We start from the raw sequence: 26,617 nt of genomic DNA, 5'->3' as shown, positions 1-26,617 counted from the left end.
CAAGAGAGGCCCTAATCTTTTTTCCTCAGTGCGCTCAGTTTTCCCAACGGTCCCCGCTCCTATCCGCCCGTTCCACCGTCGCCGCTCACGATATGCCATAGCGCCTCGACGCTTCACGGTATTCCGCAATGACGATTACGGAATAACGAAAAAGCCGGCGACGCCCGCCCGCTAACGCAGTGTAATCAAGGCTTTTTTGACTGGCACTCTTATAGCATTAATGAGCGAGACGCAGGTACCAAAGAACGTGGAGGGGAGGCCGAGGTGAGAAAGAGCGGTTCAAGGATCAAAAGCTGGTGCGGGCTTCTCCTCGGGGCGTTCCTGTTGCTTCCGGCAGGTGCCCGGGGAGAGGAGAGCGGCTACGGCTATCCGATTGGCGATGCCTATGCCGCCAGCATTTTGGGGACCCCGAAGCCGCTCCGGGTAAAGGTCGCCGGGGAAGTCCCACTGCAGAACAGACTCCTGGAGACGGATCCGAAGAAGCCTGAGATCTTCTTCTACGACCGGGGGCTGCGCTACACCGTGGCGTTCCAGGACCACAAGGCCCCCCTGGTCTTCCTCATCGCCGGGACCGGCTCCAGCAGCAAGACGGCGAAGATGGTCGCGCTCATGGAAAACCTGTACCGTGCCGGCTTCCACGTGATCGGACTTCCCTCCCCGACCTTTCCCAACTTCATCATCGACGCCTCCACGACCCATGTCCCCGGGCTCCTCCCGGAAGATGCCGCCGACCTGTACCGGGTGATGGAGCAGATCTGGAAGCAGTGCCAGGGGCGGATCGAGGTCTCCGACTTCCTGCTGGCGGGATACAGTCTCGGGGGGACGGAGGCGGCCTTCGTGGCGAAGCTCGACGACGAGCGCAAGCTCTTCAATTTCCGCCGGGTGCTGATGCTTAATCCGGCGGTAAGCCTCTACAGATCGGTTTCTCGGATCGAGGTGCTTTTAGACCGCATCCCCGGGGGGGCCAGAAGGATCGGAGCGTTCTACAACCGGGTCATTGCCAAAGCCACCGATTTCTACCGCAAGGGGGACTTCGTCGCCATCGACGACGATTTTTTGTACGCGGCGTACCAGGCGCACCTCATGGACCGGGACGAATCGGGGGGGGCGATCGCGGTCTCCTTCCGCATCAGCTGCGCCGGGATGATCTTCGTCTCCGATGTCATGACCCGGGGCGGGTACGTCGTGCCGGCGAACCGGGTTCTGAAAAACAGCGATTCGCTCAGTGACTACTTCTGGGCCTCCCTCCATCTCTCTTTTCTGGACTACTTCAACGAGTACTTCGTCCCCTATTTCCAGAACCGGGACCCCGGCCTCACCAGGGAGGACCTGATCGAGGCCTTGAGCATCCAGAGCATTGAAAGCTACCTCGCCACCTCCGGGAAGGTGGGGGTGATCACCAACGAGGACGACTTCATCCTCGCTCCCGACGAGGTCGACTACCTGCGCCGGGTATTCGGACCCCGCCTGAAGGTCTATCCCTGCGGCGGCCACCTGGGAAACATGGAATACCGCGACAACATGGCCTTTCTCATCGACCGTCTGCGGTCGTCGACGTGGTAGGAGGCAAGACATGCGTGACCGCGTGATCAAAACGATCCTGATCCTGGTGCTGGCCCTGAACTTCTCCGGCTGCGCCGCGCGCCCAGCGCTCCTCCCCGGTGAGGAGCGGCCGATGCACACGGTGGACGAATTCCGCGACGACGAGATGGTGTCGCGGACCCCCGACCCGTGGGAAGGGTTCAACCGGAGCATGTACAAGTTCAACTACGAGGCGGACCGCTACGTCCTCCTCCCGGTGGTGGGCGCCTACGAGACGGCGGTCCCCGGTTTCGCCCGGACCGGCGTCAGCAACTTTTTCGCCAACCTCCGCGAGATCCGGACCTTCTACAACTGCGTGCTGCAGGCGAAGGGAAAGAAATCGCTGGTGACCTTGGGGCGCTTCGTGACCAACGCGACCATCGGTATCGGCGGTCTATTCGACCCCGCTACCTCCTTGGGCATGCGGCGCGAAAACGAGGACTTCGACCACACCCTCGAAACGTGGGGGGTGGGGACTGGGCCCTACTTGGTGTTGCCGATCCTGGGGCCCAACACGGTCCGCAGTGCAACAGGCTTTGCGGCCGATGGCGCGGTGCGTTGGGCGATCGCCAATGCCGCCGATCCGTTCGGCGGGACTGGTGCTCGAACCGAGATCGAGGCGGGTACGACCGGCTTGGAGACCATAGATCTCCGTTACCGGGAAAGCTTCCGCTATTTCGAAAGCGACTACCCGTTCGAATACTACATGGTCCGCTATCTCTCCAGTCAGCAGCGGGAGTTGAGAACTATCAGGTGAGACGTTCCCGTCCCCCTCCATTGGCAGTCGAAGGTAGTTTCAGTTTGGAAACGCTCGACTTCTACCTCGTTAATAATGATGAAGATCGAGCACCCGGTCTGATTCAACGTTTCCTGGGTGCTTGGCGGGGAAAGGGAATGCCCAGCTTTTCCATCCGCGTGCGGAGCGTGTTGGCGTTGATGCCCATCAGTTCCGCCGCACCTCCCGGCCCGTGGATCTTCCCCTGGGTCACCTTGAGTACCTCGGTGATGTGCACCGCCATCGCCTCGTCCAGGTTGAACGGATAGAGTGAACCCGCGCCGGGGGCGGGGGCGGAGCAGCTCTTTTGCTCCTGACGCGGCAGGGCCAGGTCGAAGGTCAACGGCCCGCGATGGTGCAGGATCAGCTCGCGCTCCACCAGGTTCTCCAACTCCCGGACGTTTCCGGGCCAGTCGTACTCGGTCAGCCGCAAAAGCGCCCCCGGTGCGATGGTTGGGGGGGCCAGGATACCCAGTTCCCGGCTCTTGACCTCGACGAAGTGGCGCGTCAGCGCGGGGACGTCCTCCTTGCGCAGCCGCAGCGGCGGGACCATGATCGGGAAGCTGCTCAGCCGGTACCAGAGGTCCTCGCGAAACCTACCCTCGGCCACCATATCCCGCAGGTTGCGATGCGTCGCCGCGACGACACGAAGGTCGACCGGGATGGTCCGTTTTCCCCCGACCCGCTCGATCTCGTGGGTCTGCAGCACGCGCAGCAGCCGTACCTGTGCCGTCGGCGGGAGCTCACCGATCTCATCGAGGAAGATGGTCCCCCCGTTCGCCCGCTCGAACCGCCCCCTGCTTTCGGCGTGGGCCCCCGTGAAAGCCCCCTTTTCGTGCCCAAACAACTCGCTGTCGATCAGGTTCTCCGGAAGGGCGCCGCAGTTCACCTTGATGAACGGGCCGTTTTTGCGCGACGAGGAGAAGTGGATGGCGTTGGCGATCACCTCCTTGCCGGTCCCGGTTTCCCCCAACAAAAGGATCGTGTTGTTGAGCGGTGCCACCTGGCTCACCATCTCCATCACGTTGCGCAGCCCGGTGCTGCCGCCGATGATCTGGTCCGAATCGGCCGGGTTGAGCTCCCGGTTCAGGAAGCGCTTGTCGTCCAAAAGGACCGCCTGATACCGGAGCACCTCCTCGTGGGCCAGCGCATTGCCCAGGGCTACCGCGAAGGGCTGGGCGAGGCTTCCCACCAGCGCCCGGTGCTCACTGCGGTACTGGTCCTCACCTTGGGCACGCAGGATCAATCCCCCGACCAGCTTCCCGTTGATGCGCAGCGGCACCAGCAGATCGGTAATCCCCTCCGGCTGGACCTTCGGTGCCAGAGCCCGGAATAGGTCATCCCGATAATCGATGACCAGAGGGTTGGAAAAATTGCGCGCAGCGAGCTTTTCCAGCATCCCTTCCGGCAACGGGAGAATCTCGTCCGGCGGGGGTTGGCCGGTGTCGAACGCTTCACCGATCCGCCGCAACGCCCCGAGCCGCTCGTCGACGAAGATGAGGCTGAGCAAGTCGAGGGGAACGAGCTCCTTCAGGTAATTGAACGCGCTCCGCAGCGACTCCTTTATGTCAAGGCTGGAGCAGATCCTGAGCGAGACCTCCCGGACGAAGTCCTCATGACTTACCATCGCCTCCTCTCCAGCCCCCCTCCGTTTCTCTCCTGCTTTCTCTTGCGTTTCCATCAGTTGCAGCTCCCCCTTCCCCGCCATTACGGCATGCCGTAGCATACTCCAGTTTACCGGCATACCACAATCGAAAATTACGTAATACAGTACCACACACGACGCCAGCCCCCTAACATGCTTAATTTACAGGCAATAGAGCGGTGGCACGGATGTCGCTATAAGGAAGGCAAGATCGCTCTTGAGGAGGATTTCGATGACCAATTTACTCTATGTCACCTGCAATCTCAGCTCCCAAAACCGATCCTGCACCCTCTCTCTCGGTCAGGAGTTCCTGGACGAATACCTGAGCTGGCATCCCCAGGACGAGGTGCAAGTGCTCGACCTGTACCGCGACATCGTGCAGCGGACCGACGAGGACGTGATGAACGTCTGGAGGCGGACCTTGCGGGAGGAGGAATCGGTCGCCCTTTCGGACGAGGAGCGGCGGAAGGTCACGCGGATCTGGCGCCTGGCGGACCAGTTCGCCCGGTGCGAGAAGTACGTCTTTGTCACCCACAGCATCAACCTCTGGTTTCCGGCGGAATTCAAGATGTACGTCGACGCGGTCTGCGTTCCCAACCGTACCTACCGTCACACCCCCGAAGGGATGGAAGGCATCCTTCCGAAGCTGCAGCGTCGGTCACTGCACCTGCATGCGGGTCCGCCGGTTCCCTTCGGCAGCGAGCAGGACCTAAGCGTTCCGTACCTCCGCGCCATCCTGAAAGTTCTCGGAGTGACGGACCAGGAGACGGTGCTTCTCCATGACGACGCCCCCGAGAAAGGCCCGGAAGCCGAACAGGAAGCGGCCCGCCAGAGGCTGTTGAAACTGGCACGCAGTTTTTGAAGGGAGAGGACACCATGGAATTTTTAGTTGCGGCTACCGTGGTCGTTTGGGTCGTGGTTGCGGTCGTCGCACTGACACCCAGGAAAAAGTGAGCGCGGCGCGCGGCGTCACTCAATGACCCTCAAAACCATTTTCGAAGCGCCACCGCCGGGCACAGGACATAAAGCCAAGACGCCAACTAACAGAAAAGGAGTATCTGCAATGTCAAAGAGCTTCCGATCCGCAATCCGGGCCGCGTGCCTTTCCGTACTGGGAATGGCACTGGCCGCCTGCAGCGAGTCTCAGAAGAAGGCATCGAACAGCGATCCCGTCCCCGTGACGGTAGGAAGGGTGCAGAAGGCCCAGGAGCAGGAAACCATTTCGGTGAGCGGCACCGTCACCACCCCCAACGCGCCGGCCAACGTCTCCTTCCTGGTTTCCGGGAAGGTGGTCTTCGTCGGCCCCCGCGAGGGGGACTTCGTGAAGAAGGGAGAGGTCCTGGCGCGCATTGACCCCACCGACTTCAACCTGTCGGTGCAGGGTGCGGCGGCACAGGTGGCTAACGCGCAGGCGGCCATGGGAAAAGCCGTCCATTCGGCGCGGCCGGAGCTTTTGGAACAGGCCCGGATCGTCTTCGAGCGCGCCGAGGACGAGTACCGCCGCATGAAGATGCTCTACGACTCGAAGAGCATGGCGCCCAACGACTTCCTGAAATACAAGGCGGCCTACGAGCGAGCCAAACAGGAGTACGAGCAGGCCAAGATGGGGGGGCAGCAGGAGGACAAGGAGCTGGCGCGGGCGGCCTACAGCGGAGCGATGGCCCACCTCCAGGTCGCCCGGAAGGCCCTCTCCGACGCCACCCTGGTCGCCCCTACCAGCGGGTACATCGCCAAGCGGGCGATCGAGCCGGGTGACACCGCCGCCGCCGGTCGGCCGGTCTTCGAGATCGTCCAGATGGACCCGGTGGAGGTGAACGTAGGGGTGCCCGAGACTGACGTGCACCGGGTTCGGGTGGGGCAGCAGGCGGACGTGGCGGTCCCGGCCCTCCCTCAGAAATCGTTCTCCGGCAAGCTCCGGGTCATCAACGTTTCCGCCGACCCGAGCACCCGCACCTACATGACCAGGATCGTCGTGCCCAACCCCGACCACGCCCTGCGGGTGGGTATGGTGGCCGAGGCGACCATACGCGGCGACCGGACGGTAAACATGGTGACCCTCCCCGGGGATGCGGTGATCCGCGATCCGCAAGGGGCGACCCAGGTGTTCGTCTACTATCCCGACCAAAAGCGCGTCTACGCGAAGCGGGTCGAGGTGGGAGCGGTGGTCAACCGGAACGTCGAGATCAAAAGCGGCCTCTCCGGCAACGAGTCCATCGTCCTGGCCGGGCAATCCAAGCTGAGAAACGGGCTGATCGTGTCGGCAACGGAACAGCAGACCGACCGCAAATGACGGCCGTTTAACGAGAGGAAGATCCCATGTCACCAATAAAGTTTTCCCTGCGCTATCCCCCCGTCACCCTCATCCTTACGGCAATGGTCGTACTCATCGGGATCCATGCCTTCCTGAAGATGCAGCGGACCGAGGACCCGACCATCACCATCCGGACCGGCCTGGTGGCCGCGCTCTATCCCGGAGCGACCTCGGAGCAGGTCGAAAAGCAGGTAACCAAGACCCTGGAGAAGCACATCTTCAAGTTTCCCGAAGTGCGCAAGGAAAAGACCTATTCCACGAGCCGCCCCGGCCTGGTCATCATCAATGTGGAACTGGAGGACAGCGTCAAGAACGCGGACGTTTTCTGGGCCAAGCTCCGCCATGAGCTGAATCTGGTGAAGGCGACCGAGCTCCCCGAGGGAGTCCGAGGCCCGGTGGTCGATTCCGATTTCGGCGATACCGTCGCCATGCTGCTCGCCGTCCACGGAAAACGATACGGCTACCGCGAACTGAGGGACTACGCCGACAAGATCCACGACGAGATGCGCACCGTCCGCGAGGTCGGCAAGCTCTCCACCTACGGGAACCAGCAGGAAGAGATCTGGATCACCAGCAGCCTGGAAAGGATGGCGCAGTACTTCGCGGAACCGCGCCAGGTGGCGAACGCGCTCAGGGAACGCAACGTCATCCAGAGCGGGGGGAATTTCGACGGCGACCAATCCAAGATACCCATGAGAAGCACGGGGATCTTCAATACCGAAAACGACATCCGCAACGTGCTCGTGGACGTCTCCAAGGACGGCCACCCCGCCTACATCAAGGACTTCGCCAACGTGGAGCGCCGCTACCAGGATCCCTCCTTTATGGTGCGCTACGACGGGGACCCGTGCCTGCTCCTGTCGGTGGAGATGCAGAAGGGGAAGAACATCGTCGAGCTGGGCGAGAAGCTGGACAAGGTGATGCAGCGCCTCAAGGTGCTCCTCCCCCCTGACGTGCAGTTGGACCTGGTCGCCAACCAGCCGGGAGTGGTCAAGGAGCGGGTGGAGAAGCTCTCCCACGAGTTTCTCCTCGCCATCATCTCGGTCGTCCTGGTGACCATCGTGCTCCTCCCCTTGCGGGTGGCGCTCATCGCCGCCCTGGCGATACCGGTGACCCTGTGTGGCACGCTGGGGGTCATGGACGCGATGGGGATTGCCCTGCACCAGGTCTCCATCGCCGGGCTGATCATGGTCTTGGGGATCGTCGTCGACGACGCCATCGTCATCGCCGACAACTACGTCGAGCTTCTGGACCACAAGGTACCCAAGACGGAGGCCGCCTGGCGGTGCGCCAGCGACGTCCTGGTCCCGGTGCTCACCGCGACCATCACCATCATCGCCTCGTTCCTGCCGCTTTTGATCATCACCGGTTCGGTCGGCGAATTCATCATGGCGCTGCCGGTCACCGTGGCCATCGCGCTGGCCGTCTCTTTCGTGGTGGCGGTCATGCTGACCCCGATGCTCTGCCGGTTCTTCATCAAGAAAGGGCTGCACGATCACGACGCAGCCGCGGAGGCCCACGGCAAGAAGAAACGGAGTCTTTTGGACCTGCTCCAGGACCAGTACGGAGTCGCGATCGCCCGGTTCATGAAACGCAAGTGGCTCGCCTACGCCCTCGGCGGAGCGGCCTTTGTCTTCGGCGTGCTCCTCTTCGCCGTAGTGCCGCAGCAGTTCTTCCCCTCCGCCGAGCGCAACCAGTTCGTGATCGACGTCTGGATGCCCCAGGGAACCAGGATCGAGGCGACCGACTCCGTCATGGGGCGGATCGAAAAATCCCTCGCCTCCCGCAAGGGGGTCGCCCACTACGCCACCTTTGTCGGCCAGAGCGCACCGAGGTTCTACTACAACGTCAACCCCCAGCAGCCCGACGGCGCCTACGGCCAGTTCATCGTCAACACGACCTCCATCGCGGAGACCTCGCGGCTGGTGAAGGAGCTCCGCCCGTCCCTGGCCGCACTGGCGCCCGAGGCGACGGTGATCGTGAAGGAGCTCCAGCAGGGAGCCCAGATGGAGGCCCCGGTCGAGGTGCGGATCTCCGGCGACGACGTGACGGAGCTGAAACGCCTTGGGGAAAAGGTTCAGGCAATCCTGGAGAACGTCCCGTACTCCCAGTACGTCTACCGGGATTACTTCAACGACTCGTACATGGTGGACGTGAAGGTGAACGACGAGCTCTCCAACCGTCTCGGCATCACCGACGCCGCGGTCTCCCAGACCCTCGCCGGCGCCTTCGACGGCGCCTCGGTCTCCACTTTCTGGGAAGGGGACCGTCCGGTCAACATCAAGCTGCGGCTGGATCAGTCCTCGCGCTCGCATTTTGCCGACATCGGCAACACCTATCTAAGCTCCGGGCTGACCCAGGCACGGGTACCGCTCCGGGCGGTCGCCACCCTGGCGCCGGAGTGGCAGACCAGCAGGATCGTGCGCAGAAACGGGGTGCGGACCCTTACCATCCGCTCCTTCGTGAAGCCCGGCCACTACGCCTCGGAGCTCCTGGAGCAGGTGAAGCCCAAGATCAAGGCGCTGGAGCTGCCGGCCGGATACCGGATCGACTACGGTGGCGAATTTGAGAACCAGGGGGAGACCTTCCCGCAGATGCTCGTTGCGCTGGGGATCAGCCTCGTGGCGATCTTTCTGGTCCTCCTCGTGCAGTTCCGGAGCATCTTCGAGCCGCTGGTGGTCATGGCCTCGATCCCGCTCACCCTCTTCGGGGCGATCCTGGGGCTGGTCATCACCCACAACCCCTTCGGCTTTACCGCCTTCATGGGGCTGATCAGCCTGTGCGGCATCGTGGTGAGAAATGGCATCATCCTGGTTGACTACTGCAACGAACGGCTCGCCGAAGGCTCGTCCCTGGAAGATGCGGCGTGCGAAGCAGGAGCACGGCGGCTGCGTCCGATTTTCCTCACCACCATGGCCGCCGCCGTCGGGGTCACCCCGATGATCCTCTCCGGGTCGAGCCTGTGGAGCCCGCTGGCGAGCGTCATCGCCTTCGGCCTCATCTTCTCGATGTTCTTCACCCTGCTCGTCGTCCCGGTCCTCTTCGTGGTCGTCAAGGGGCGCTCTTTGAAGGGCTCGCTCAAGGAGGCCTCCGGTAATCCGAAGGTGGCCCTGGCCGCCGGGGTTGCGGTACTGCTTTTTGCCGGAGGGAAAAACGCGTCCGCGGAGCCGGTTACCTACCGACTCACCCTCTCCGAGGCGGTGGAAACCGCCCTGAAGCAGAACCCCGGGCTCAAAATCGCCCGGAGCAGAGTTGGGGAGAATGAGCAGAGGATGCTCTCGGCGCGCTCCCAGTACTTCCCGCAACTTTCCAACAGCACCAAGTACCTGGCGCTCTCCGACCGGCAACTGGTCACCATACCGGGGGGAAGCCTGGGGAACATCGGCGGAGGCCCCTTCCCCGACCACGACGTCAAGATCAACCAGAGCTCCTCCACCGTCCTGTACAGCGAGACGACGCTGGCCCAACCCGTGACGCAGCTACTCAAGATCCGGGAAGCCAACGAGATCGCCCGGAGCGAGCGGGGGATCGCCCAGGCGGAGGTAAACCGCTCCGAGAACGACACCGTCATTGCCGTGCACCAGCTCTACTACGCGCTCCTTATCTCGTACCAGGAGCGTGAGGCCGCCCAGGCAGCGCTCAAGGCGGCCCAGGAGAACCTGCACGAAAGCGAGGAAGGGGTGAAGAGCGGCAACGTCCTCGACGTCGCGGTCACCGGGGCGCGGGCGAAGCTCCTCCAGGGGCGCCACGCCCTGCTCGCCGCGGAAACCCACGTCTCGGACGTCACCTCGGAGCTCGACGACCTCCTCGGCCTCCCCAGCGACTCGATCATCGAGGTGAGCGAGGCCGGGTTTCCGAACCTGGCCGAAACGCCCAAGGAGGAGTCCTATGACGAAGCCCGGGCCCGAAACGGCGAACTGATCGCGGCCCGGGTGACGGTGGAGAAGTCCCGGCACGCGGTGCAAGCCGCCCGGTACGACTACATCCCCGACCTCACCCTTTTCGCCAAGCACGGCTACCAGGACGGCGCGCCGCTTTTGCCCAGGAACGTCGGTATCTTCGGCGCAGAGCTGACCTGGAACATCTTCGACTGGGGCAAACGCAAAGGGGAGATCGGAGCGCGGGCTGCGCAGCAGTCGCAGGCCGAGGAGAACCTGGCCCGGATCGACAAGCGAATCGGGATCGACCTGGACAAGGCGTACCGCAAGCTGGAGCGGTGCCGAAAGATGGTGGAAGTGGCATGCGAGGCGCTGCTCCTTGCCAGGGAGAACGCGCGGCTCAGCGAAAACGGCCTGAAGGCAGGAACGGTGACCGCGGCGAAGCACGCCGACACCGTTGCCGCCCTGAAGAGGGCGGAGATGGAGGAACTGCAGGCATCGCTGGAGTTCCGGCTGGCCCGGGACGAGATCGACCGGCTCCGCGGGGTCCTTTCGTCGAGCCGGTAAGGGAGAAAAGAATGGCCAACCTGCTGTACATAACCTGCAGTATCGCCCCCCCAGAGGCGTCGCGCACCCAGACACTCGGGCAGGAGTTTTTGAACGAGTATCTGCGCTGGAATCCCCGGGACGTGGTGCGCGTTCTCGGCCTCTACCGCGACCCGATCCCGCGCCTCGACTTGGACGTGCACAACGCCTTTCACCGGATGGCGCGCGGCGACGACCTGATCGACCTGAGCGACGACGAAAGACGCAAGGTAATCCGGCTCTGGCGACTGGCAGACCAGTTCGAGGCCTGCGACAAGTACGTCTTCGTGACGCAAAGCCTCAACCTCTGGTTCCCGGCAGAATTTAAGATGTACGTCGATGCTATCTGGGTCCCCAACCGTAGCTACCGCCTCGCCACTGGCCGGCGTCCGGAGACTCTGCCTGGCGAGACCAAGCGATCGCTTCATATTCACGCCCCCTCTTACCGCCACGGCAAAAGCACCGATTTCAGCGTGAACTACCTCAGTACCGTGCTCGGCAATCTGGGGGTGGCTGACCAGGAAGTGGCGCTTCTGGATCAAGACGAGGTGGAAGAGGGGCACGATGCGCAGTACGAAAAAGTCCTCCGCAAACTGATGGACCTCGCCCTCCGCTTCTAAGGGATGAGAGAAATCACCATAGAGATCGCGATAGGCATCCTGACCGTGGTTACTGTCGCGGCGTGGCTTTTGGCCGCCTGCATCGCTTTTGGGCCCGGGAAATCCGGCCGGGAGGAGACAGGTTGCGACAAGGGAGAGGCCGGAGCGACGCAGCAGCGGACCCGACGCGGATAAAACAGCGATCAGCGCCAATCGGGCCATCTTGCTGGTCCGGACGACCCGATTCGCCTGAACCCACAAAACGTGAAGGAGGCAGAGGTATCCCATGACAGGAAACGTCCTACCGTCGACACAGTGGAAACGAGGGCTGCTGGGATCCAACGAGAAACATCTGGTGGCATTGGTGAAGGCGTCGCCTTTGGGAATCATCGCTTTCGATCTTGAGGGGAAGATCATCCTTTGGAACCACGCCGCGGAGGACATCACCGGATGGCTGGAAGCAGAGGTGCTGGACCTGCCGATTCAGATTCTTGCCGGTCCCAACTGGGAGGAGTACGAGGCCCTGCGCCGGCGTACCCTGAACCGGGAGGTCTTTCATTCCCTCCCGATGGAGGCTGCGACAAAAGACGGCCGGACCATGGTTATCAGCTATTCCTCGGCTCCCGTCTTCGACAGTAAAAACCGGGTCGTGGCAACCATGGCAGTCATTTACGACATGACGGAGAAGATAGCGAAGATGAAGTTGGAGTCGCAGCTCAAGGAGAGCCTGGGGAAGATGAACCGCATCCTGGGCGAGACCGTCCAGGCACTGAGCTACGCGGTGGAGAAACGGGATCCCTACACTGCGGGGCACCAGCACCGGGTGGCGCAGCTTGCCTGCGCCCTGGCGGAAGAGCTCGGCGGGGAGGCGGTCCAGAGCCTGGACGCCATTTGGACCGCGGCGATTCTCCACGATGTCGGGAAGTTGTACGTGCCGGCGGAGATCCTCACCCGGCCGGGGCAACTCACCCGGATCGAGATGGAGTTGATTAAGAGCCACGCCGAGGTCGGCTACGAGATGTTGAAGAACATCGAATTCCCTTGGCCGGTTCCCCTCATCGTCCACCAGCATCACGAGCGCCTGGACGGCAGCGGCTACCCCGCCGGTGTCATGGCGAGCCAGATCCTGCTTGAGTCACGGATTCTGGCGGTCGCCGACGTCGTCGAGGCGATGTCGTCGCACCGTCCCTACCGACTTGGGAAGGGACTGGCATCCGCCCGGGATGAGATATGGCAAGCCCGCGGGACGGCATACGATCCCGCCGTGGTAGATGCCTGTATCCGACTCATCGACACAGGATTCGTCTTTTGCGACCACAATCCCCGCAACACCGCAGACAACGACTCCCCCAACTACATTTGAGGATAAGAAGCATGATCACCCATGAAAGCATCGACACCTTTTTCAAGAAACACGTCACTATCCCGGGGGGAACTGTCCTTTCTCAGGACGGATTCACCGCCCTTGCCGACTGGAGCGAACGCCAAACGTGGTGGCGGGACTTTTCCGAGGCCCATTCCCTTTCCCCCGAATGGCGCTCCACCGTCAATGGCGACAGCCACCTGTTTGCAGTGAACCTTTTCGCCTTTCTCAACTTCCGGCTACGCTCCCGCTCGTACGCCCCCTCTGTCGCCCCGGCCCCCTGATGATGACACGCAAGCAGGCACTGCCGGCAGCCCCCCCCCTAAAAATGCCCCGTCTTCACGGGTTCTTCCTACATCCGGAACTAGCGATTAGATGTTGAGTGCCACGACATCGTGGACGAAATTTTGTGCCAGAACATCGTAGACTAGCAGCATTTCTGCACCATGAGGCCAAGGAGACAGGTGAGGCCGTAAGGGAGTCAACGTGCTGGAAAAGTGATGCTATTCCTCGGCCGGCGACATCCGCCATTCGCTGATTCTCACTAGCCCGTCCACGATGTCGTGGCACTCAAAACTGTCCACGATGTGCTGGCACTTAACAATTAGACAACTGGACATTTCGCCAAATTTTCTTCATCATCAGCCTATTTTTGGTCACTTTTGGGGACAAGACCAACCAGACTTCAGAACCTAACCAAAAGTTTTTACGTTACATTCTCTCAAGGAACCAGATTTATCTTCTACTTACACCCACGGATTCGATTCCCATGTGCTTCAGCCAACCCTTCTCCGACAATTCCCGAACGTAATCCTGTGTAATCCTGCCAGCAGCGTAATCCCCCCTTCCCTTTTCGCTAACCTTTTTTTGATACCGGGGCCGGAGGCACGACCTTTCCGACCGGTGCGGCGGAACCAAGGTGCCGATCCTTCGGAGATCCCGTCCTGAATAACGTGCGGCTCCTCCGGCGCAACCGGGCATCGCCCTGGAACGGGAGGCCCCTCCGGTTGACCGGCTTCGAGTCTGAATGAAGGCGGAACAACCGTCCGGATACTCTGCACGCGGACCTGGCATAGCACCATTTTTAACTTGAAAGCAAATTGACCAGGGCAGTTTGCCTGATAGTATTCCGAAGTTCGATCGTCAGTGGGCGCGGGGTTGTGCTCGTAGCGTAAGGCTCCCATGGAACGTCCGCTTCATCCAGTAACCAACGTCTTTTGAGACATTACTGGCTTACTCTTGTCGTCATCTTATCTCGTGTCTGCCGGGCCGAAGAGCCGGGAATCCGGCGCGCGGTCCTCCTCACTTTGCCGGGGAGGCTTTTTCCGCGCGGCAGCGACTTCATCACCTTATGCAGGAGGTTCAATGCCATTTCCAGCAGCCGATTCCCTTACCGTCGCCGGTTCCACCTACCGCTACTTCCCCCTTGCCGGCGTCGCCGGCAGCGAGCGGCTCCCCTATTCCCTGAAGGTTCTCCTGGAAAACCTGCTCCGGCACGGAAACGAGGAAGGGGTGGTAGCCCTTCAGAACTGGGACCCCGCCGAGGAGCCCACGACGGAGATCTCCTTCACCCCGGCACGGGTTCTGATGCAGGATTTCACCGGGGTCCCCTGCATGGTCGACCTGGCCACCATGCGTGACGCGATGCAGGCCTGGGGCGGGGATCCGGGGGTGGTGAACCCTTTGGCGCCGGTGGAGCTGATCATCGACCATTCCATCATCGCGGAACGGTTCGGCACTCCCGACGCCTTCCGCATCAATGCCGACATCGAGTTTGACCGGAACCAGGAGCGCTACCGGTTTCTGCGCTGGGCGCAACAGGCGTTCGCCAACGTCGTGGTGGTCCCCCCCAATACCGGGATCTGTCATCAGGTGAACCTGGAGTACCTGGCGCGCGGGGTCATGGTAAAGGATGGGGTTGCCTTTCCCGACACCCTGGTCGGAACCGATAGCCACACCACCATGATCAACGGGCTGGGGGTGCTCGGTTGGGGGGTGGGGGGCATCGAGGCGGAAGCGGCGATGCTGGGCCAGCCCGTGGCGATGCTCATCCCCAAGGTGGTCGGCTTCAAACTGCACGGCGCCCTTCCCGCCGGCACCACCGCGACCGATCTCGTGCTCACGGTGACCGAGATGCTGCGCCGGCACGGGGTGGTAGGAAAGTTCGTGGAATTCTACGGCCCCGGCATCGCCTCGATAGCGGTCGCCGATCGCGCCACCATCGGCAACATGAGCCCCGAATACGGCTCCACCGCGGCCATCTTCCCGGTCGACGAGGAGACCACCAAGTACCTGAGGCTCACCGGGCGCAGCGAGGAGCAGATCCGGCTGGTGGAGGCCTACTACCGGGCCCAGGGGATGTGGCACGACCCGGCGCGGGAGCCTCTTTTCACCGAGAAGCTCGAACTGGACCTGGCATCGGTGCAACCGGCCCTGGCCGGGCCGAGGCGGCCCCAGGACCGCGTCCCCCTGGCTGAGAGCAAGAAAGCCTGGCGCTGTGCCATCTCCTCGTACGTGGCGCCTCCGCCGCCCGAGACGGCGCCGGCCGCAGAACTCGAGCCGGGGGGGATCGACGAGGCGAGCGCGGAGTCCTTTCCGGCCTCGGATGCGGCAGCCGCCATCGGGGAGAAGCGATCGGACCTGCCGCATCCCGCGCTCGAGCCGGCGGAGGGGCTCTGGCCGCACCAGCGGGTCCGGGCCCGTATCGACGGGACCGAGGTCGAGCTCGACCACGGCAGCGTGGTCATCGCCGCCATCACCTCCTGCACCAACACCTCCAATCCGGACGTGATGCTGGCGGCGGCCCTGCTGGCCCGCAATGCGGTGCGCCGGGGGCTGCAGCGGAAACCCTGGGTGAAGACCACGCTCGCTCCCGGTTCCAAGGTGGTGATGGAGTACTACGAGAAGGGGGGGGTGCGTGCCGACCTGGAGCGGCTCGGCTTCAACCTCGTCGGCTATGGATGCACCACCTGCATCGGCAACTCCGGCCCCCTGATCCCCGAGGTGAGCGAGGCGGTGAAGTCCGGTGAACTCGCGGTGGTCTCGGTGCTGTCCGGCAACCGTAACTTCGAGGGGAGGATCAATCCGGAGGTGAAGATGAACTATCTCGCCTCTCCCCCCCTCGTCGTCGCCTATGCCCTGGCCGGAACCATGGATTTCGATTTCGCGACCGAACCGCTGGGTGAAGATGCCGAAGGAAAGCCGGTCTACCTGGCCGAGCTGTGGCCCACCGCGGAGGAAGTGCGCCGGTTGGTCTCGGACGTGGTGGCGCCGGAGCTGTTTTCGCAGGCCTACGGGGATCTCTACCTCGGGGAAGAGCGCTGGAGGGACCTCGCGGTTCCGGAAGGGAGGCAGTACCAGTGGGGGACGGAGTCGACCTACATCCGCCGCCCCCCCTACTTCGACGGGGTCGGCGCCGAACCGGCGGCGATCGGGGATATCGTCGGCGGGAGGGTGCTCGCGCGCCTGGGGGACTCGGTGACCACCGACCACATCAGCCCGGCCGGTTCCATCAAGCCTGATTCTCCGGCGGGGCGGTACCTGAGCGAAAGGGGGGTGCCGCGGGAGGACTTCAACAGCTACGGCTCCCGGCGCGGAAACCACGAGGTAATGATCCGCGGCACCTTCGCCAACATCAGGCTGCGCAACGCGCTCGCATCCGGCCAGGAAGGGGGTGTCACGAGGTACCTGCCGGACGGCTCCGTCATCTCCATCTTCGACGCCGCGGAAAGGTACCGGGCCGACGGGGTGCCGCTGCTCATCATCGCCGGAAAGGAGTACGGCTCCGGCTCCTCGCGCGACTGGGCGGCAAAAGGGACCATGCTGCTCGGGGTAAGGGCGGTGCTGGCCGAATCCTTCGAAAGAATCCACCGCTCCAACCTGATCGGGATGGGGATCCTCCCGCTGCAGTTTCTCCCCGGGGAAAGCGCGGCGTCGCTTGGGCTGACCGGAGAGGAGACGTATACCATCCGGGAGGTTGCGAACGTCGAGGCCGGGAGCCGCGTCAACGTCCAGGCCGATGCCAAGACGTTCCAAGTCCAGGTTCGCATCGACACCCCCACCGAGACCCGCTATTTCCGAAACGGCGGAATTCTGCCCTACGTGCTGCGTAACCTCCGCGCCGCCAGGTGAGGGAAACCCATGAGCAGGTCCCGGGTTCGATTCCCACCTGCGTCGACCACCAACAAAGAGGGCCGGCGATCCGCCGGCCCTCTTTTGTGACAAACACCATGGCGCCGGTTACCGTCGCCAGCCGGCCCAGACCGGGAAGCCGCTGTCATCCCTCAATTTCAGCAGGGCGTCCCCCTTCTTGATCTCCGAGGCGATGATCGCCGGTTTGCCCTGGAAGCTCACCCGCGATCCTTTGACCTCGATGGAGTCCCCCTTCTCGATCTTGGTATCGAGCCGCTCCAGATACCACGCGGGACCGACCTGCACGGGGATCGTCTCCTGGTCCGTTTTCAACTTGAGATGGACTCCCTGGTTCATCCCCTTCATCGGCCTCATCCGTTCGACGCTGACCACCTGCCCGGACACCGTTTCCACGGTTGCCGGATTGAACATCCGCTGGTAGGAGCCTCCCATCCCCCAGCCGCCGCTGCCGCGCCCCGCGCCCGGGCCCGCCAGAGCCGGTGTCGCCACGAGTGTTGCCACGACCAAAGCCACCGCCGACGTACGCATCCACTTCCGATCTTCCATGCCAACCTCCGTTTCACGCGTAGTGCGGTCCCTCCCTCCGCCGGCACCGTACCGGGGAGAGAGGCCGCCGATGCATTGGTGCCCGCTGCCTGCCGAACGCCAATGATGCAATTATTTGAATATATCACTGGGGGGCGCGGAAGCGAGGATTCCGCGCCCCCTGCCGCAAAAAAGGTCCCGTTGGGCGCCCGGTCGTCGGCTAGAAGGCATACTCCGCCGTGACGTAGCAGAAACGTCCCGTCTCGGGAACCCGGACCCCGCTCTGGAACGGGTCACGGGCGTAGGAGAGGTGGCTGTAGTACTGCTTGTCGAGCAGGTTGTTCACCCCCGCGATCAGCGAGAGCCCGCCGAACTTGTATCCCCCCTTCAGGTCGGTGGTCGCCCAGCCGGCTGTGGTTGTCTCCTGCAGCGCCGGATCGACCCGGTCCTGCTCCCGGGCCAGATTCTCCACCGCCTCGACAAAGAGCTTTCCGTCGTCGTAGCGGATCGAGACCGAACCGCGCAGCGGCGGCATTTCGGCGAGCGGCCGGTTCCCGGTCTCGTTCTCCCCCTCCTGGTAGGAAAGGGTCCCCCTGAGGTAGAGGTCGTAGCCGAGCGCGATCTGGCTCCCCAGCTCCGCCCCCCAGATGGTGGCATGGACGTTCTGGTAGCTCTTCTCGAAGCTGCCGGCCACCGGTGCGAAGTTGATGTAGTCCTCAAGGTCGCTGTAGAAAAGCGCCCCCTTCACGTAAAGACGCTCGTTGGAGTATTTGAGCCCGAGGTCGGCCTGGTTGTTGACCGTGGACCGGAGCCCGGGGTTGCCATGCCAGTAGTTCGAGGCGGCGGAGAGGGTCGTTACCGGCACATCGAGAAAGAGCTCCTGCGGGTCCGGGGTGCGGTTCCCCCGCGCAAGCCCGGTGAAAAGGTCGATCCCCTTGACCGGGGTGTAGGTGAGCTGGAGGTTCGCGCTCACGGTGGTGAAGTCCCGGCTTTTTCCCGCGGAAACGAGCGTGTTCCCCTTGCCCGCCTCGATCTGGGTCAGGTCGGCGCGCACCCCACCCTTCAGGGTCACCTTCTCGCCGAGCGGCAGCTCGTACTCCGCGAAGAGCCCCTCATTGTCGACCGAGACGTCCGGGACGATGGCCGTGGGACGGTAGGCGAAGTAACCCGCGCGCTGGTTGATGACCTCCCAGTTGCGGTTGTAGTAGTCGACGCCGGTTACCAGGGTTCCCGGCCCCGCCGCCAGCGTTGACTTGAGCTTCGCGCCGTACACCTGGGTGGTGGCGTCGCTTTGCATGGAATAGAACCGGGGGGAGGTCTGGGAACTGGCGCGCAGCCGGTCGTCCATCAGGTGGCGCACCCGGTCCCAGTACCCCTGCAGGTAAAGTTCGCGCACCAGGGGCGAGACCTCGCGGACCCGGTAGTTCCAGTTGAGCCGGTGGGTGTCGTCATAGTCGGCGTCCATCTTGAGATAGGGGTAGAGGACGTGGTCGGCGTCCTGGTAGGAATACGCGATCTCGCTGCGGGCATGCTCGGAGGGATTGACGCCGAACTTGAGCCACCCGCTGTTGATTTCGTACGCCTTCGAATCGACCGCGCTGGCCCGGTAACGGTTCGGACTGGTTGCCGGATAGATTTCGGTCAGCCGCTTGCCGTTCCCCGATTCGGGAACGTCGGAATATTTGTAGGCATAGCCAAGCAGCCCGTCGTACCGCTCCGCCCCGTACCAGGCGGTGGCGGATGCGGCGGCGTCGTTCCAGCTCCCGTAGGTCGCATTCAGCGCACCCCCGGCCCCTTTTCCGGGTCTTTTGGTCTCGACGTCGATCGTCCCCCCGAGCCCTCCCGGGTTGGAAAGATCGTAGGGCCCCCTGATCACCCGGACCCGCTCGATCTCGGCGAAGTCGTAATGAAACGAGGGGGGATCCATCCGCGACGGGCAGGCGCCGTGCAGCCGTACCCCGTCCACCAGGACGTTGATGTTGTCCCGCTGCAGGCCGCGCAATACCACGTCGTTGGCAATCGCCCCCTTGCGCACAAAGGACAGCCCTTCCAGCTGGCTCAGGGCCTCCCCCACGTCCCGGGCCGGGCTTTCCCTGACCTCGCGGATGGAGAGGGTCTCCTCGTTGGCCGCCTCCTTTTCCGCGCGGACGGTGATCTCTTCCAGCATCTGGTTTTCGGCGCCGGCCGGTTGGCTGGCAAGCGCCAGCAGAAATCCGGCACCAATGATACTCAGATTGGCGGTTCTCATATCCATACGTTCTCCTTAGGTTTTTAATAGTTTTTGTGAGTTCTTGCCGCTGGAGCTACTTCAGCTCAAAGCCGACCGGCAGGACAATCTCGGCCGGCCGGACCGGTTTTCGAAACGGCGCCGCCTTTCGGACCGCCTGCGTCGCGCATTGGTCCAAAACCGCGTGCCCGGAACTCTCCACGACCCGAACCTTGTCGACGTTGCCGTCGGTCCCGACGGTGAAGGAAACCACGACCCGGCCGCTCCACCGCATGCGTCGGGCAAGAGGGGGGTATTCCAGGTGTTTCTGGACGCGGTCCCTGAGGTAGCCGTAATTCTCCTCCTGGTAGCGCTGCGGTTCCCCGGCCGCAGCAGGCGGGGCCGGAGCCGCAGCGTGCCGAGGTGCGCCTCGCCCCGCTTCTCTGGAGGAGGCCCGGGCCGATTCCTTTCCGGGGACCACGGCGGCCGAGATTTCGGTTGCGCGGCCAAGTGCCGCGGACACCTCGGCAGGCGATGCGGCCGGCTGCGGTGCCTCCGGAAGGTTCGGCGGCACCCGGGCCGGCCGGGCATGGCTAACGGGTACCACGGCCGGTTCTTCCGAAACCGCCTGGCGCGGCCCGACCGTCTGCCTTCCGTTGCGGACCGGATCGGGACCCGTTGCCCGGGGCGTTGCCGGGCGCACCTTGGCCGGCGTGGTCGCAGGGACCGATCGTCCCGGCCTCACCTCCGTGGGCAGGGAGCTTTCCAGCACTACCAGGACCGGATCGGGTCTGCGCTCCGGGCTCCGGGAGACGAGAAGCGGGATGAACGCCACCGCGACGGCGTGTAGCATCAGCGACAGGCCAAGACATTTGACCGGCTGGGACATGTCGTTTTTCTCCGAGAAAAGACACAGACGCACCGCTACGGTGCGCTGCGCCGGTCAAAGGAGCAGTGCCGCTGATATGTGTCAGTGCAGCACGGAAAACGGTTGTGGGGGAAGGTCAGGCAAGATCGGGAGGGGGATCGGGGGGCTCGCCGTAGCGCGAGGTCATGCGGTGCGGATGGTCGGTGAAGTCGGTTACCCCTTGGCGGGTACCGAAGTTCCCCGGGAAGTAAAAGGGAAGGAGCTCGGATCCTTCCGAGGATACGAGGAGCTTGGACTTGCCGCCCCCCAGGGGGCAGGCGCAGGAAATGACGGTTTGCGACGACTTCTTCTTTTTGCAGCAGTCCGGTTTATCGTCCAGGTCCTGGTCCTGGATCTGCTGCGTTTCCAGGGCGTGCCGTTTCTTGGCGCAACAGCAGCTCCCCGAGGCCCGCATTTCCGGCGAACAGCCGCAGATGTCGCAGTCACCGCTGCATTCGCTCACCAGGGGCGTGCCGCCCGGCAACCCCACCGGGACCAGCGGCGCGAGGAAGATGCAGAGGTAGAGAACGGCCAGCAAAGCGGCGAAGGTGCGGCGTCGCGAGTTTTTGACCTTGACCGGAGTGGGCATCTCTCACCAGGAAACGGGTTGGCAGGTGCAACATAACCGGCAGTGCGGCCGCGTGGACCTGGCATGCGGCGCCGCCCTGGGGGCGCCGCCGACTCAACTAATTGCCCCGGAATGTACTGGGAAACAGCGACAAAACCAACCAAAAAATAACTAATCGTTTTTCACGCAGCCCCCCCGGGATAGACTCAGCACCCTTTTGTGCAGCACACCCTTCTTTCTGCTTAAAGATCGCCTTCCTCACGGCCGTGCCAGGACATGCCCTGGTCCGGCCGTGTGCTTTCCAGCCGCCAACGCGGCTTGACCGTCATCCGCCGGCGCGATCTTACTACCTCTCATAACGTCAGCTTGCGGAAAGACCGCGCCTCCGCTCCCACTGGTTTGCATTTGGTCGCTTCCTGCCATTGTCTGTCCCTGGCAAAAAATCGGGCCGCCCCGGTCGAATCGCACTCGACTGGGACGGCCCGTTCACACTTCGGACCGTGAGTTTCCTTACGGGGTGTAGTTCACGGTGTAGCCGGAAGATCCCGTACCGGAGGTCTGCTGGGTCCAGTTGATCCCTTCACCCTGGTTGGACGCAAGGCACCAGCTGAAAACGTTGAAGGACGCGGTGGTGCTCAGATCGGTGAAGGCATAGTCGACCTTCACCGCGCCCTGATCGATGTAGCTGCCGGAAATGTTACCGGCGCCGAGATCGATGAACATGTAGTACTCGGCGGTGGAGGAGTCCCCGGTATTCTGGCCGTAGAAAAGCGGCAGGGTCCACGTGGTGCCGGGGCCGGGTTTGTAGACGCTTGCCGCATAGATAAGGTCCGACTTGTAGAAGGTCTGGCTCAAGGTCTGCTGGTGATCGCTGGCGCTCGGAGTCGGCACCGAGGTGCTCGGAGTCCAGGTGTAGCCGGTCGCGGTGATGGTGACGGCAAAATCGTCAGGCACCGGCCCCTTCACCGACACCATCAGGATCACGTCGTCATTGTACCCACGCCCCCCGGTGGTCGGCAGGTAAAAGGTCCCCGAGGGGGTGGTGGTCGGTGAGTTCAGCGTCGTCACCTGCCCACTGAGATTGGAGGTGTCGGTGGTGATGTGCAGCTGGTTGAGCCCGCCGCCGTCCGCCTTGAGGTAGTAGGTACCCTGCGGATTTCCGTAGAGGAGGTAGTCGTAGTCGAACTTGATCCCCGCATCGTTGGAAACCTGGAGGGGTACGTGGTGGTTAGCCGACAGGGTCAGGGCGCCAAAACTTGCCCAGGCAGCGGTCCCTGCCGTAAGAACCAGCAGAGCGAAAAACAAAGCCATCAGCTTTCTCATCTTCTTCTCCTTTGTCAGTTAACTTCCTGATCTTCCATTGCAAAACAGGTCCGAAGCAAAAGCGATATATAGCAACGCATATAACGATAGACCGTCGAAAACCTCCCGTTCTCAATCGTGAAGGATCCAGCAACCAGCAACCGGGCCGTCACCGGCTCCCTCCGGCCAGTGCCTTGCCAGTCCCATCTTCAGGTGAAGAGATTGCGGCCTCTTTTCCTGGATCGACCGTCCCCGTCCCTGCGGCCCGTTGGGCGAGGTAATTGGCGGTGAAGATGTAGTCATCCAGGTAATCGCGCCGACCGTCTCCGTTCAGGTCGTGAGCCGGGTGTTCAGCCGTCCCGCGCTCGCTGAGAAACAGCTCGAAATCCGCCTCCGTCACCTTCCCCGGCGTAATCAGATCCACCCGCACCGCCGGTGCCGCCACCAGCGGGACCTGGCGTTGTCGTTCACCCTCGAAAACGGTGATTTCGGCACGAAGTGCCCCCTTATCCGGAACCGCCTCCACCAGCCAGGCATCGTCGGCGAGCTTTCGGTGCGAACGGTACCGTGCCGAGTTGAAGGTGAACCGAGGGGCCAGGCCCGGGGAGACGCCGGTTACCGTCACCCGCACCGGAGTGCTTCCATCGGCGATCGCGACCGCGGGATTTTGGGTAAACCGCGCGGAGGATTCGGGTTGGAAGAGCGCGATCAGGCTTTGCACGGTCCGCTCGCCGGCAAAGCGATGCAAGCGTTCCAGGACACTTACGGGATGGCCATCCCCCGGCTGGCCACCATCCCGCGCTGCGGCTTGGCCCGGAGATGGCGCCGGATCGAGGGACGCACCACCTGCGGCCGCGGTTTCGGTCGCTGCCGAAGCGCCGTCCGGCCCGGAGCCTTGCGGCGCGGCCGCCGCTTCGGGCGGAACGTAGGAGACGCCCCCTCCCCGCGCCGTCTCCCCTTTGCGTTCCCGCTCCCGGATCATCGGTTCATCGTCGGGATCGTTCGGGTCAAGCTGCGGGGTCGGGTTGGTCACCGAGAAGAAAACCGGAAGACGTTCGCCGTTAGCGGAAAAAACCTTCCCGTTCAGGGCGGTGATCGCCCCGGACGAGTCTCCGGCCGCGTCGAAGGCGATGGTGCCCAACGGGCCGGAGCCGGTCATCGGCTGGTCCGACACGACCGTCAGTCCGACGTTTCCTCCGGCGTCGTCCCCTTGAGTCAGGCTCGCCCCGGGAAAGGTAGCCTTGGGAGTCGCCCGGGGGTTGGTCAACAGCGCGGTATCGTAGGCGAAGGAGAGCTCGACCCGCCCGACCCTCTCGAAATTGGCACCGCTCAGGACGAAGGTGTTGTTCCCCACGAAGGTGAGACGCACCGCGGGAGTGGCGAAGGCTGGCCCCGAAGCCAACAGCAAGGCAGCCCAGAGGGGAAAGCCTGAAAACAGTTGCCGGATATGCATCGAAATCACCTCACCATCAGCTGCCGAAACGGTACTCGAAGCCGCCGTAGATAAGCCGGCCCGGCCGGGGCACGCCGTAGCTCTGTTCGTATTCGACGTTGAAAAGGTTGTCCGCCCCCACGTAGATCTGGAGTTTGTCCTTGTAGAGCTTCTGGGTCAGCTTCACGCTCACCACGGCGTAGTCGGCGAGCTTCGCTTTGGTCACGGTGGCGATCTGCTGCTTGGAGTAGACGTACGAATTGGCGACGTAGACCAGGGATACGAAGGGGGTCAGCCCGGAGTCGAAATCGTACTTGCCGGTAAAAACGGCCTTGTCCCGCGGAACGTACTGCACCTCGTCCCGCCCCACTCCGGATAGGTCCTGGGACCGGTTGAAGGTGTAGCTCCCCCGCAGGGCCAGTTTGGGGAGGAGCCGGCTCTCCAGCGAGGTTTCGAACCCGGTGAAGCGGTACAGGGAAAAATTCTCGTTGCGCGCCGGGACCACGTTCTGATCGATGACGATCACGTTATGCAGGTCGCTGCGGAACCCCTCGAAGCTGAACTGGCTCTCGCCGGGGAGCTTTTGCTCCATCCCCAGCTGGTAATGGTAGACCACCTCCTGGCGCAGGTTGGGGTTGTCGGTGTCCCTCAGGTAGAGCTGGCTTAAGGAGGGGAACCGGATGTTGCGCATGAAAGCCGCCTTCAGGCGGGTGGATTGGGTGGCGTCGTAATAGGAGCTGACTGAGACGCTGTAGTCGTCCAAAAGAGCCTGCGCCTGCTGCGCCGGCCGGGCGGCCAGGTCGTTCTGGCTGGCGAGCTGGGACACCGAGCCCCCTTGCTGCTGCCAGTGATGGGCGTAGCCGGCCGTGAATCCCGAGCGAGCGGTCGGCAGGACCGAGTATTCAAGCGCCGCGGAGTAGAGGTAGACGTCGGCACTGTCGTGCACCGGGTTCAAGAGGTACGGCGGGCTTCCTCCGCCGACCCCGTAACCGCCCTGGGACCCGCCGCCGTTGCCCCCCTGCCCTCCCGGCTTCACCAACCCGCGCCCGTCCCAGGAATCCCACTCCGCGGAGAGCCCCAGCGTCACCGTCCCGGAGTGCCCCAGATCGTATTTCGGCTGCAGGGAAATCCCGCGGGTGATGCCCCGGTTGCGGAGCTTGAAGGAATTGGGGACGTTCGGATTGGTCGGATCGATCAGCCAGGGCTGCTGGGCGTCCGGGCGACCGGTCGAGATCTCCCCGTAGTTGTCGTCGTCGTACTGGTTGTTGTCCTGGTCGATCTGGTTGTAGAAGATGCTCGACCGGACCGTGAGGGCGGGTGAGATGGCGTAGTCGGCGGCGAGCTGCAGGGTGTATCCCTCGTACCAGTCGACCCGGCCGAAACGGGCCGGCGGCGCGTAGGGATCGAACTTGTTGTTGATGGCGCTGGCGGGCTTGCCGTATCCCCCCTGGACCCAACTGCCGGTCAGGGCGATGGTCAGGTCGCTGTTCGGGGTAAACCCGACGTTGAAGAAGGCATTATCGCGGGTGTTGTCGCTGTTTTTGCGATACCCCGCCGCCTCCTCCGGGCTGGCCGAAAAACTACGCGCCAAGGGAAAATGGTCCCGATGAAAGACGCTGCCGCTTGCGAAGAAGTCGAACATCCCCCTGCCGCCGGATACGCTCCCCTTGGCGAGGTAGGGCTGGCCGTCCCCCGACTCGAACGAGGTCATCCCGCTCACCCCCTCCTTCCCCTTCTTGGTGATGATGTTGATCACCCCGCCCAGCCCCCCCTGGCCGTACAGCACCGAGCTGGCACCGGCGGTTACCTTGATCTTGGCGATGTTCTCGACGGGAATGGTGGAGGGATCGAACTGCTGGTCGAAGCTCGAGTTCATCGGCACGCCGTCCAAAAGGAGCAGGACGTGCCGGGTACGGAAGCCACGGATGTCCACCCGGGGCACCCCTTCGTTCCCCACCTGCACGCCGACGTCGGACAGGAGGTTCAGCGCCTCGTCCAGGGTCCTCGATCCGGCTTTCCGGATTTCCTCGGCGGTGATGACGTGGACCGTCTGGGCCGCCTCCACCGCGTCGAGTTTCCCGGAGACCACGACCTCACCGAGGGTGAAGATGTCCTCGCTCTGGTCCTCGGGAGTCCCCATCGCATGGGCGTCCCCGCCGGGCCAGGCAAGCAGGGCAACCATGATGGCCGTCAGCATGACGCCGCTCCCCGGGAATCGAAAACCTCTTAGTGAACCGCTACGACCTTTCCTCAAAATCAGCTGTTCTCCTTCAGGGCACTTCCACATGGAAAGCGGCGGCGAGCCCCGAAATGGCATTACCGGCCAGATCGAAGGCGGCGAAGTCGGTGATGTCGAAGCCGGCGCTGGCCGGGGAGGCTCCCGGGGCAACGTCGCAGGTGACCGTGGCGAACTCCCCCGGCGGGAAACCGTCGGACTTGACGATCTGCAGGGTCACCAGTCCGGTCACGGCGGAGTACTTAGCCAAGGCGACGGTGTTGGGCGCCGCCGCCGTTCCGCTGACCGCAACCACCCCCTCCGCGGTCTGGCCGGAGCCGTCGGAAGCCACGGCGACCGAGACTCCCGGCGGCAACGTGAGCTGGAGGGCGAGGTCCCCGATGGTCGGTACCGCGCCGGCCCCGGCACTCCCGGTGCTCAGTTTCAAAACCACCCGGTTCGGCGGGGAACTCGCAGCACTGCCGCAGCCTGCGCAGGACAACGCGAGGAGAAACAGTGCGCCGAGCAGCATCCATCTCATATTCCGACTCCTTTTCCGGCCTAAGGCCCGGT

General features: G+C 63.2%; 18 protein-coding genes. 9 read left to right on the top strand and 9 right to left on the bottom strand.

All coding sequences use genetic code 11. The features are described 5' to 3' along the window. The first annotated feature begins 264 nt into the window (after positions 1-264). A complete protein-coding gene (locus tag JFN93_RS10265) occupies positions 265-1,563 on the top strand; it encodes an alpha/beta fold hydrolase family protein (protein WP_199383976.1) in 1,299 nt (432 codons plus the stop codon). Between the two features lie 10 nt (positions 1,564-1,573). Then, positions 1,574-2,338 carry an MlaA family lipoprotein gene (locus JFN93_RS10260; protein ID WP_199383975.1) on the top strand — a complete coding sequence of 255 codons (765 nt, stop codon included), beginning with the start codon at positions 1,574-1,576 and terminating at the stop codon, positions 2,336-2,338. Positions 2,339-2,441: 103 nt separating this feature from the next. Here the strand turns inward: JFN93_RS10260 and JFN93_RS10255 are convergent, their stop codons facing one another. Then, positions 2,442-3,983 (bottom strand): sigma 54-interacting transcriptional regulator, encoded by a 1,542-nt coding sequence (locus JFN93_RS10255; RefSeq protein WP_199383974.1) that lies wholly within the window; start codon positions 3,981-3,983, stop codon positions 2,442-2,444. A gap of 250 nt (positions 3,984-4,233) precedes the next feature. On the opposite strand from JFN93_RS10255, the gene JFN93_RS10250 reads away from it, so the two are divergent. From JFN93_RS10250 to JFN93_RS10220, 7 genes are all read left to right on the top strand, one after another. After that, positions 4,234-4,863, top strand: coding sequence for an NAD(P)H-dependent oxidoreductase (locus JFN93_RS10250; RefSeq protein ID WP_199383973.1), 630 nt, complete (start codon positions 4,234-4,236; stop codon positions 4,861-4,863). A gap of 201 nt (positions 4,864-5,064) precedes the next feature. Further along, positions 5,065-6,291, top strand: coding sequence for an efflux RND transporter periplasmic adaptor subunit (locus tag JFN93_RS10245; protein ID WP_199383972.1), 1,227 nt, complete (start codon positions 5,065-5,067; stop codon positions 6,289-6,291). Between the two features lie 26 nt (positions 6,292-6,317). Next, positions 6,318-10,757: an efflux RND transporter permease subunit gene (locus tag JFN93_RS10240; protein ID WP_199383971.1), complete on the top strand. Its 4,440-nt coding sequence runs from the start codon at positions 6,318-6,320 to the stop codon at positions 10,755-10,757. A gap of 11 nt (positions 10,758-10,768) precedes the next feature. Further along, a complete protein-coding gene (locus JFN93_RS10235; RefSeq protein ID WP_199383970.1) occupies positions 10,769-11,395 on the top strand; it encodes an NAD(P)H-dependent oxidoreductase in 627 nt (208 codons plus the stop codon). A 265-nt stretch (positions 11,396-11,660) separates the two neighbouring features. Further along, positions 11,661-12,737 (top strand): HD-GYP domain-containing protein, encoded by a 1,077-nt coding sequence (locus JFN93_RS10230; protein WP_199383969.1) that lies wholly within the window; start codon positions 11,661-11,663, stop codon positions 12,735-12,737. 11 nt (positions 12,738-12,748) lie between these two features. Next, complete coding sequence (locus tag JFN93_RS10225) at positions 12,749-13,021, top strand: hypothetical protein (RefSeq protein ID WP_199383968.1); 273 nt, start codon at positions 12,749-12,751, stop codon at positions 13,019-13,021. A gap of 1,081 nt (positions 13,022-14,102) precedes the next feature. Next, positions 14,103-16,868 carry an aconitate hydratase gene (locus JFN93_RS10220; RefSeq protein ID WP_199383967.1) on the top strand — a complete coding sequence of 922 codons (2,766 nt, stop codon included), beginning with the start codon at positions 14,103-14,105 and terminating at the stop codon, positions 16,866-16,868. Between the two features lie 108 nt (positions 16,869-16,976). On the opposite strand, the gene JFN93_RS10215 is transcribed toward JFN93_RS10220, so the two are convergent. From JFN93_RS10215 to JFN93_RS10180, 8 genes are all read right to left on the bottom strand, one after another. Beyond that, positions 16,977-17,435, bottom strand: coding sequence for a DNA-binding protein (locus JFN93_RS10215; RefSeq protein ID WP_236021629.1), 459 nt, complete (start codon positions 17,433-17,435; stop codon positions 16,977-16,979). A gap of 199 nt (positions 17,436-17,634) precedes the next feature. Then, positions 17,635-19,668: a TonB-dependent receptor gene (locus JFN93_RS10210; protein WP_236021628.1), complete on the bottom strand. Its 2,034-nt coding sequence runs from the start codon at positions 19,666-19,668 to the stop codon at positions 17,635-17,637. 49 nt (positions 19,669-19,717) lie between these two features. Then, on the bottom strand, positions 19,718-20,509 hold the full coding sequence (locus JFN93_RS10205) for an energy transducer TonB (RefSeq protein WP_199383966.1): 792 nt from the start codon (positions 20,507-20,509) through the stop codon (positions 19,718-19,720). Between the two features lie 115 nt (positions 20,510-20,624). After that, positions 20,625-21,116: a hypothetical protein gene (locus tag JFN93_RS10200; protein WP_199383965.1), complete on the bottom strand. Its 492-nt coding sequence runs from the start codon at positions 21,114-21,116 to the stop codon at positions 20,625-20,627. A gap of 489 nt (positions 21,117-21,605) precedes the next feature. Further along, positions 21,606-22,418: a hypothetical protein gene (locus tag JFN93_RS10195; RefSeq protein ID WP_199383964.1), complete on the bottom strand. Its 813-nt coding sequence runs from the start codon at positions 22,416-22,418 to the stop codon at positions 21,606-21,608. Positions 22,419-22,566: 148 nt separating this feature from the next. Next, a complete protein-coding gene (locus JFN93_RS10190; RefSeq protein ID WP_199383963.1) occupies positions 22,567-23,850 on the bottom strand; it encodes a cohesin domain-containing protein in 1,284 nt (427 codons plus the stop codon). A 16-nt stretch (positions 23,851-23,866) separates the two neighbouring features. Beyond that, a complete protein-coding gene (locus tag JFN93_RS10185; RefSeq protein ID WP_199383962.1) occupies positions 23,867-26,026 on the bottom strand; it encodes a TonB-dependent receptor in 2,160 nt (719 codons plus the stop codon). A gap of 73 nt (positions 26,027-26,099) precedes the next feature. Continuing rightward, the gene (locus tag JFN93_RS10180; protein WP_199383961.1) at positions 26,100-26,585 is read right to left on the bottom strand and encodes a hypothetical protein; all 486 of its coding nucleotides are present in this window, start codon (positions 26,583-26,585) and stop codon (positions 26,100-26,102) included. Positions 26,586-26,617 lie beyond the last annotated feature (32 nt).

Origin of the sequence: Geomesophilobacter sediminis (assembly GCF_016458275.1) — a bacterium.
Classification (GTDB): Bacteria; Desulfobacterota; Desulfuromonadia; order Geobacterales; family Geobacteraceae; genus Geomesophilobacter; species Geomesophilobacter sediminis.
The sequence above is the reverse complement of the archived record's forward strand: the minus strand, read 5'-3'. Positions and strand labels throughout refer to the sequence as shown.

Coding starts and splice junctions, on each gene's coding strand:
- JFN93_RS10260 (WP_199383975.1), top strand. CDS start 1,574: ATGCGTGACCGCGTGATCAAAACGATCCTGATCCTGGTGCTGGCCCTG.
- JFN93_RS10255 (WP_199383974.1), bottom strand. CDS start 3,983: ATGGTAAGTCATGAGGACTTCGTCCGGGAGGTCTCGCTCAGGATCTGC.
- JFN93_RS10250 (WP_199383973.1), top strand. CDS start 4,234: ATGACCAATTTACTCTATGTCACCTGCAATCTCAGCTCCCAAAACCGA.
- JFN93_RS10245 (WP_199383972.1), top strand. CDS start 5,065: ATGTCAAAGAGCTTCCGATCCGCAATCCGGGCCGCGTGCCTTTCCGTA.
- JFN93_RS10240 (WP_199383971.1), top strand. CDS start 6,318: ATGTCACCAATAAAGTTTTCCCTGCGCTATCCCCCCGTCACCCTCATC.
- JFN93_RS10235 (WP_199383970.1), top strand. CDS start 10,769: ATGGCCAACCTGCTGTACATAACCTGCAGTATCGCCCCCCCAGAGGCG.
- JFN93_RS10230 (WP_199383969.1), top strand. CDS start 11,661: ATGACAGGAAACGTCCTACCGTCGACACAGTGGAAACGAGGGCTGCTG.
- JFN93_RS10225 (WP_199383968.1), top strand. CDS start 12,749: ATGATCACCCATGAAAGCATCGACACCTTTTTCAAGAAACACGTCACT.
- JFN93_RS10220 (WP_199383967.1), top strand. CDS start 14,103: ATGCCATTTCCAGCAGCCGATTCCCTTACCGTCGCCGGTTCCACCTAC.
- JFN93_RS10215 (WP_236021629.1), bottom strand. CDS start 17,435: ATGGAAGATCGGAAGTGGATGCGTACGTCGGCGGTGGCTTTGGTCGTG.
- JFN93_RS10210 (WP_236021628.1), bottom strand. CDS start 19,668: ATGGATATGAGAACCGCCAATCTGAGTATCATTGGTGCCGGATTTCTG.
- JFN93_RS10205 (WP_199383966.1), bottom strand. CDS start 20,509: ATGTCCCAGCCGGTCAAATGTCTTGGCCTGTCGCTGATGCTACACGCC.
- JFN93_RS10200 (WP_199383965.1), bottom strand. CDS start 21,116: ATGCCCACTCCGGTCAAGGTCAAAAACTCGCGACGCCGCACCTTCGCC.
- JFN93_RS10195 (WP_199383964.1), bottom strand. CDS start 22,418: ATGAGAAAGCTGATGGCTTTGTTTTTCGCTCTGCTGGTTCTTACGGCA.
- JFN93_RS10190 (WP_199383963.1), bottom strand. CDS start 23,850: ATGCATATCCGGCAACTGTTTTCAGGCTTTCCCCTCTGGGCTGCCTTG.
- JFN93_RS10185 (WP_199383962.1), bottom strand. CDS start 26,026: ATGCTGACGGCCATCATGGTTGCCCTGCTTGCCTGGCCCGGCGGGGAC.
- JFN93_RS10180 (WP_199383961.1), bottom strand. CDS start 26,585: ATGAGATGGATGCTGCTCGGCGCACTGTTTCTCCTCGCGTTGTCCTGC.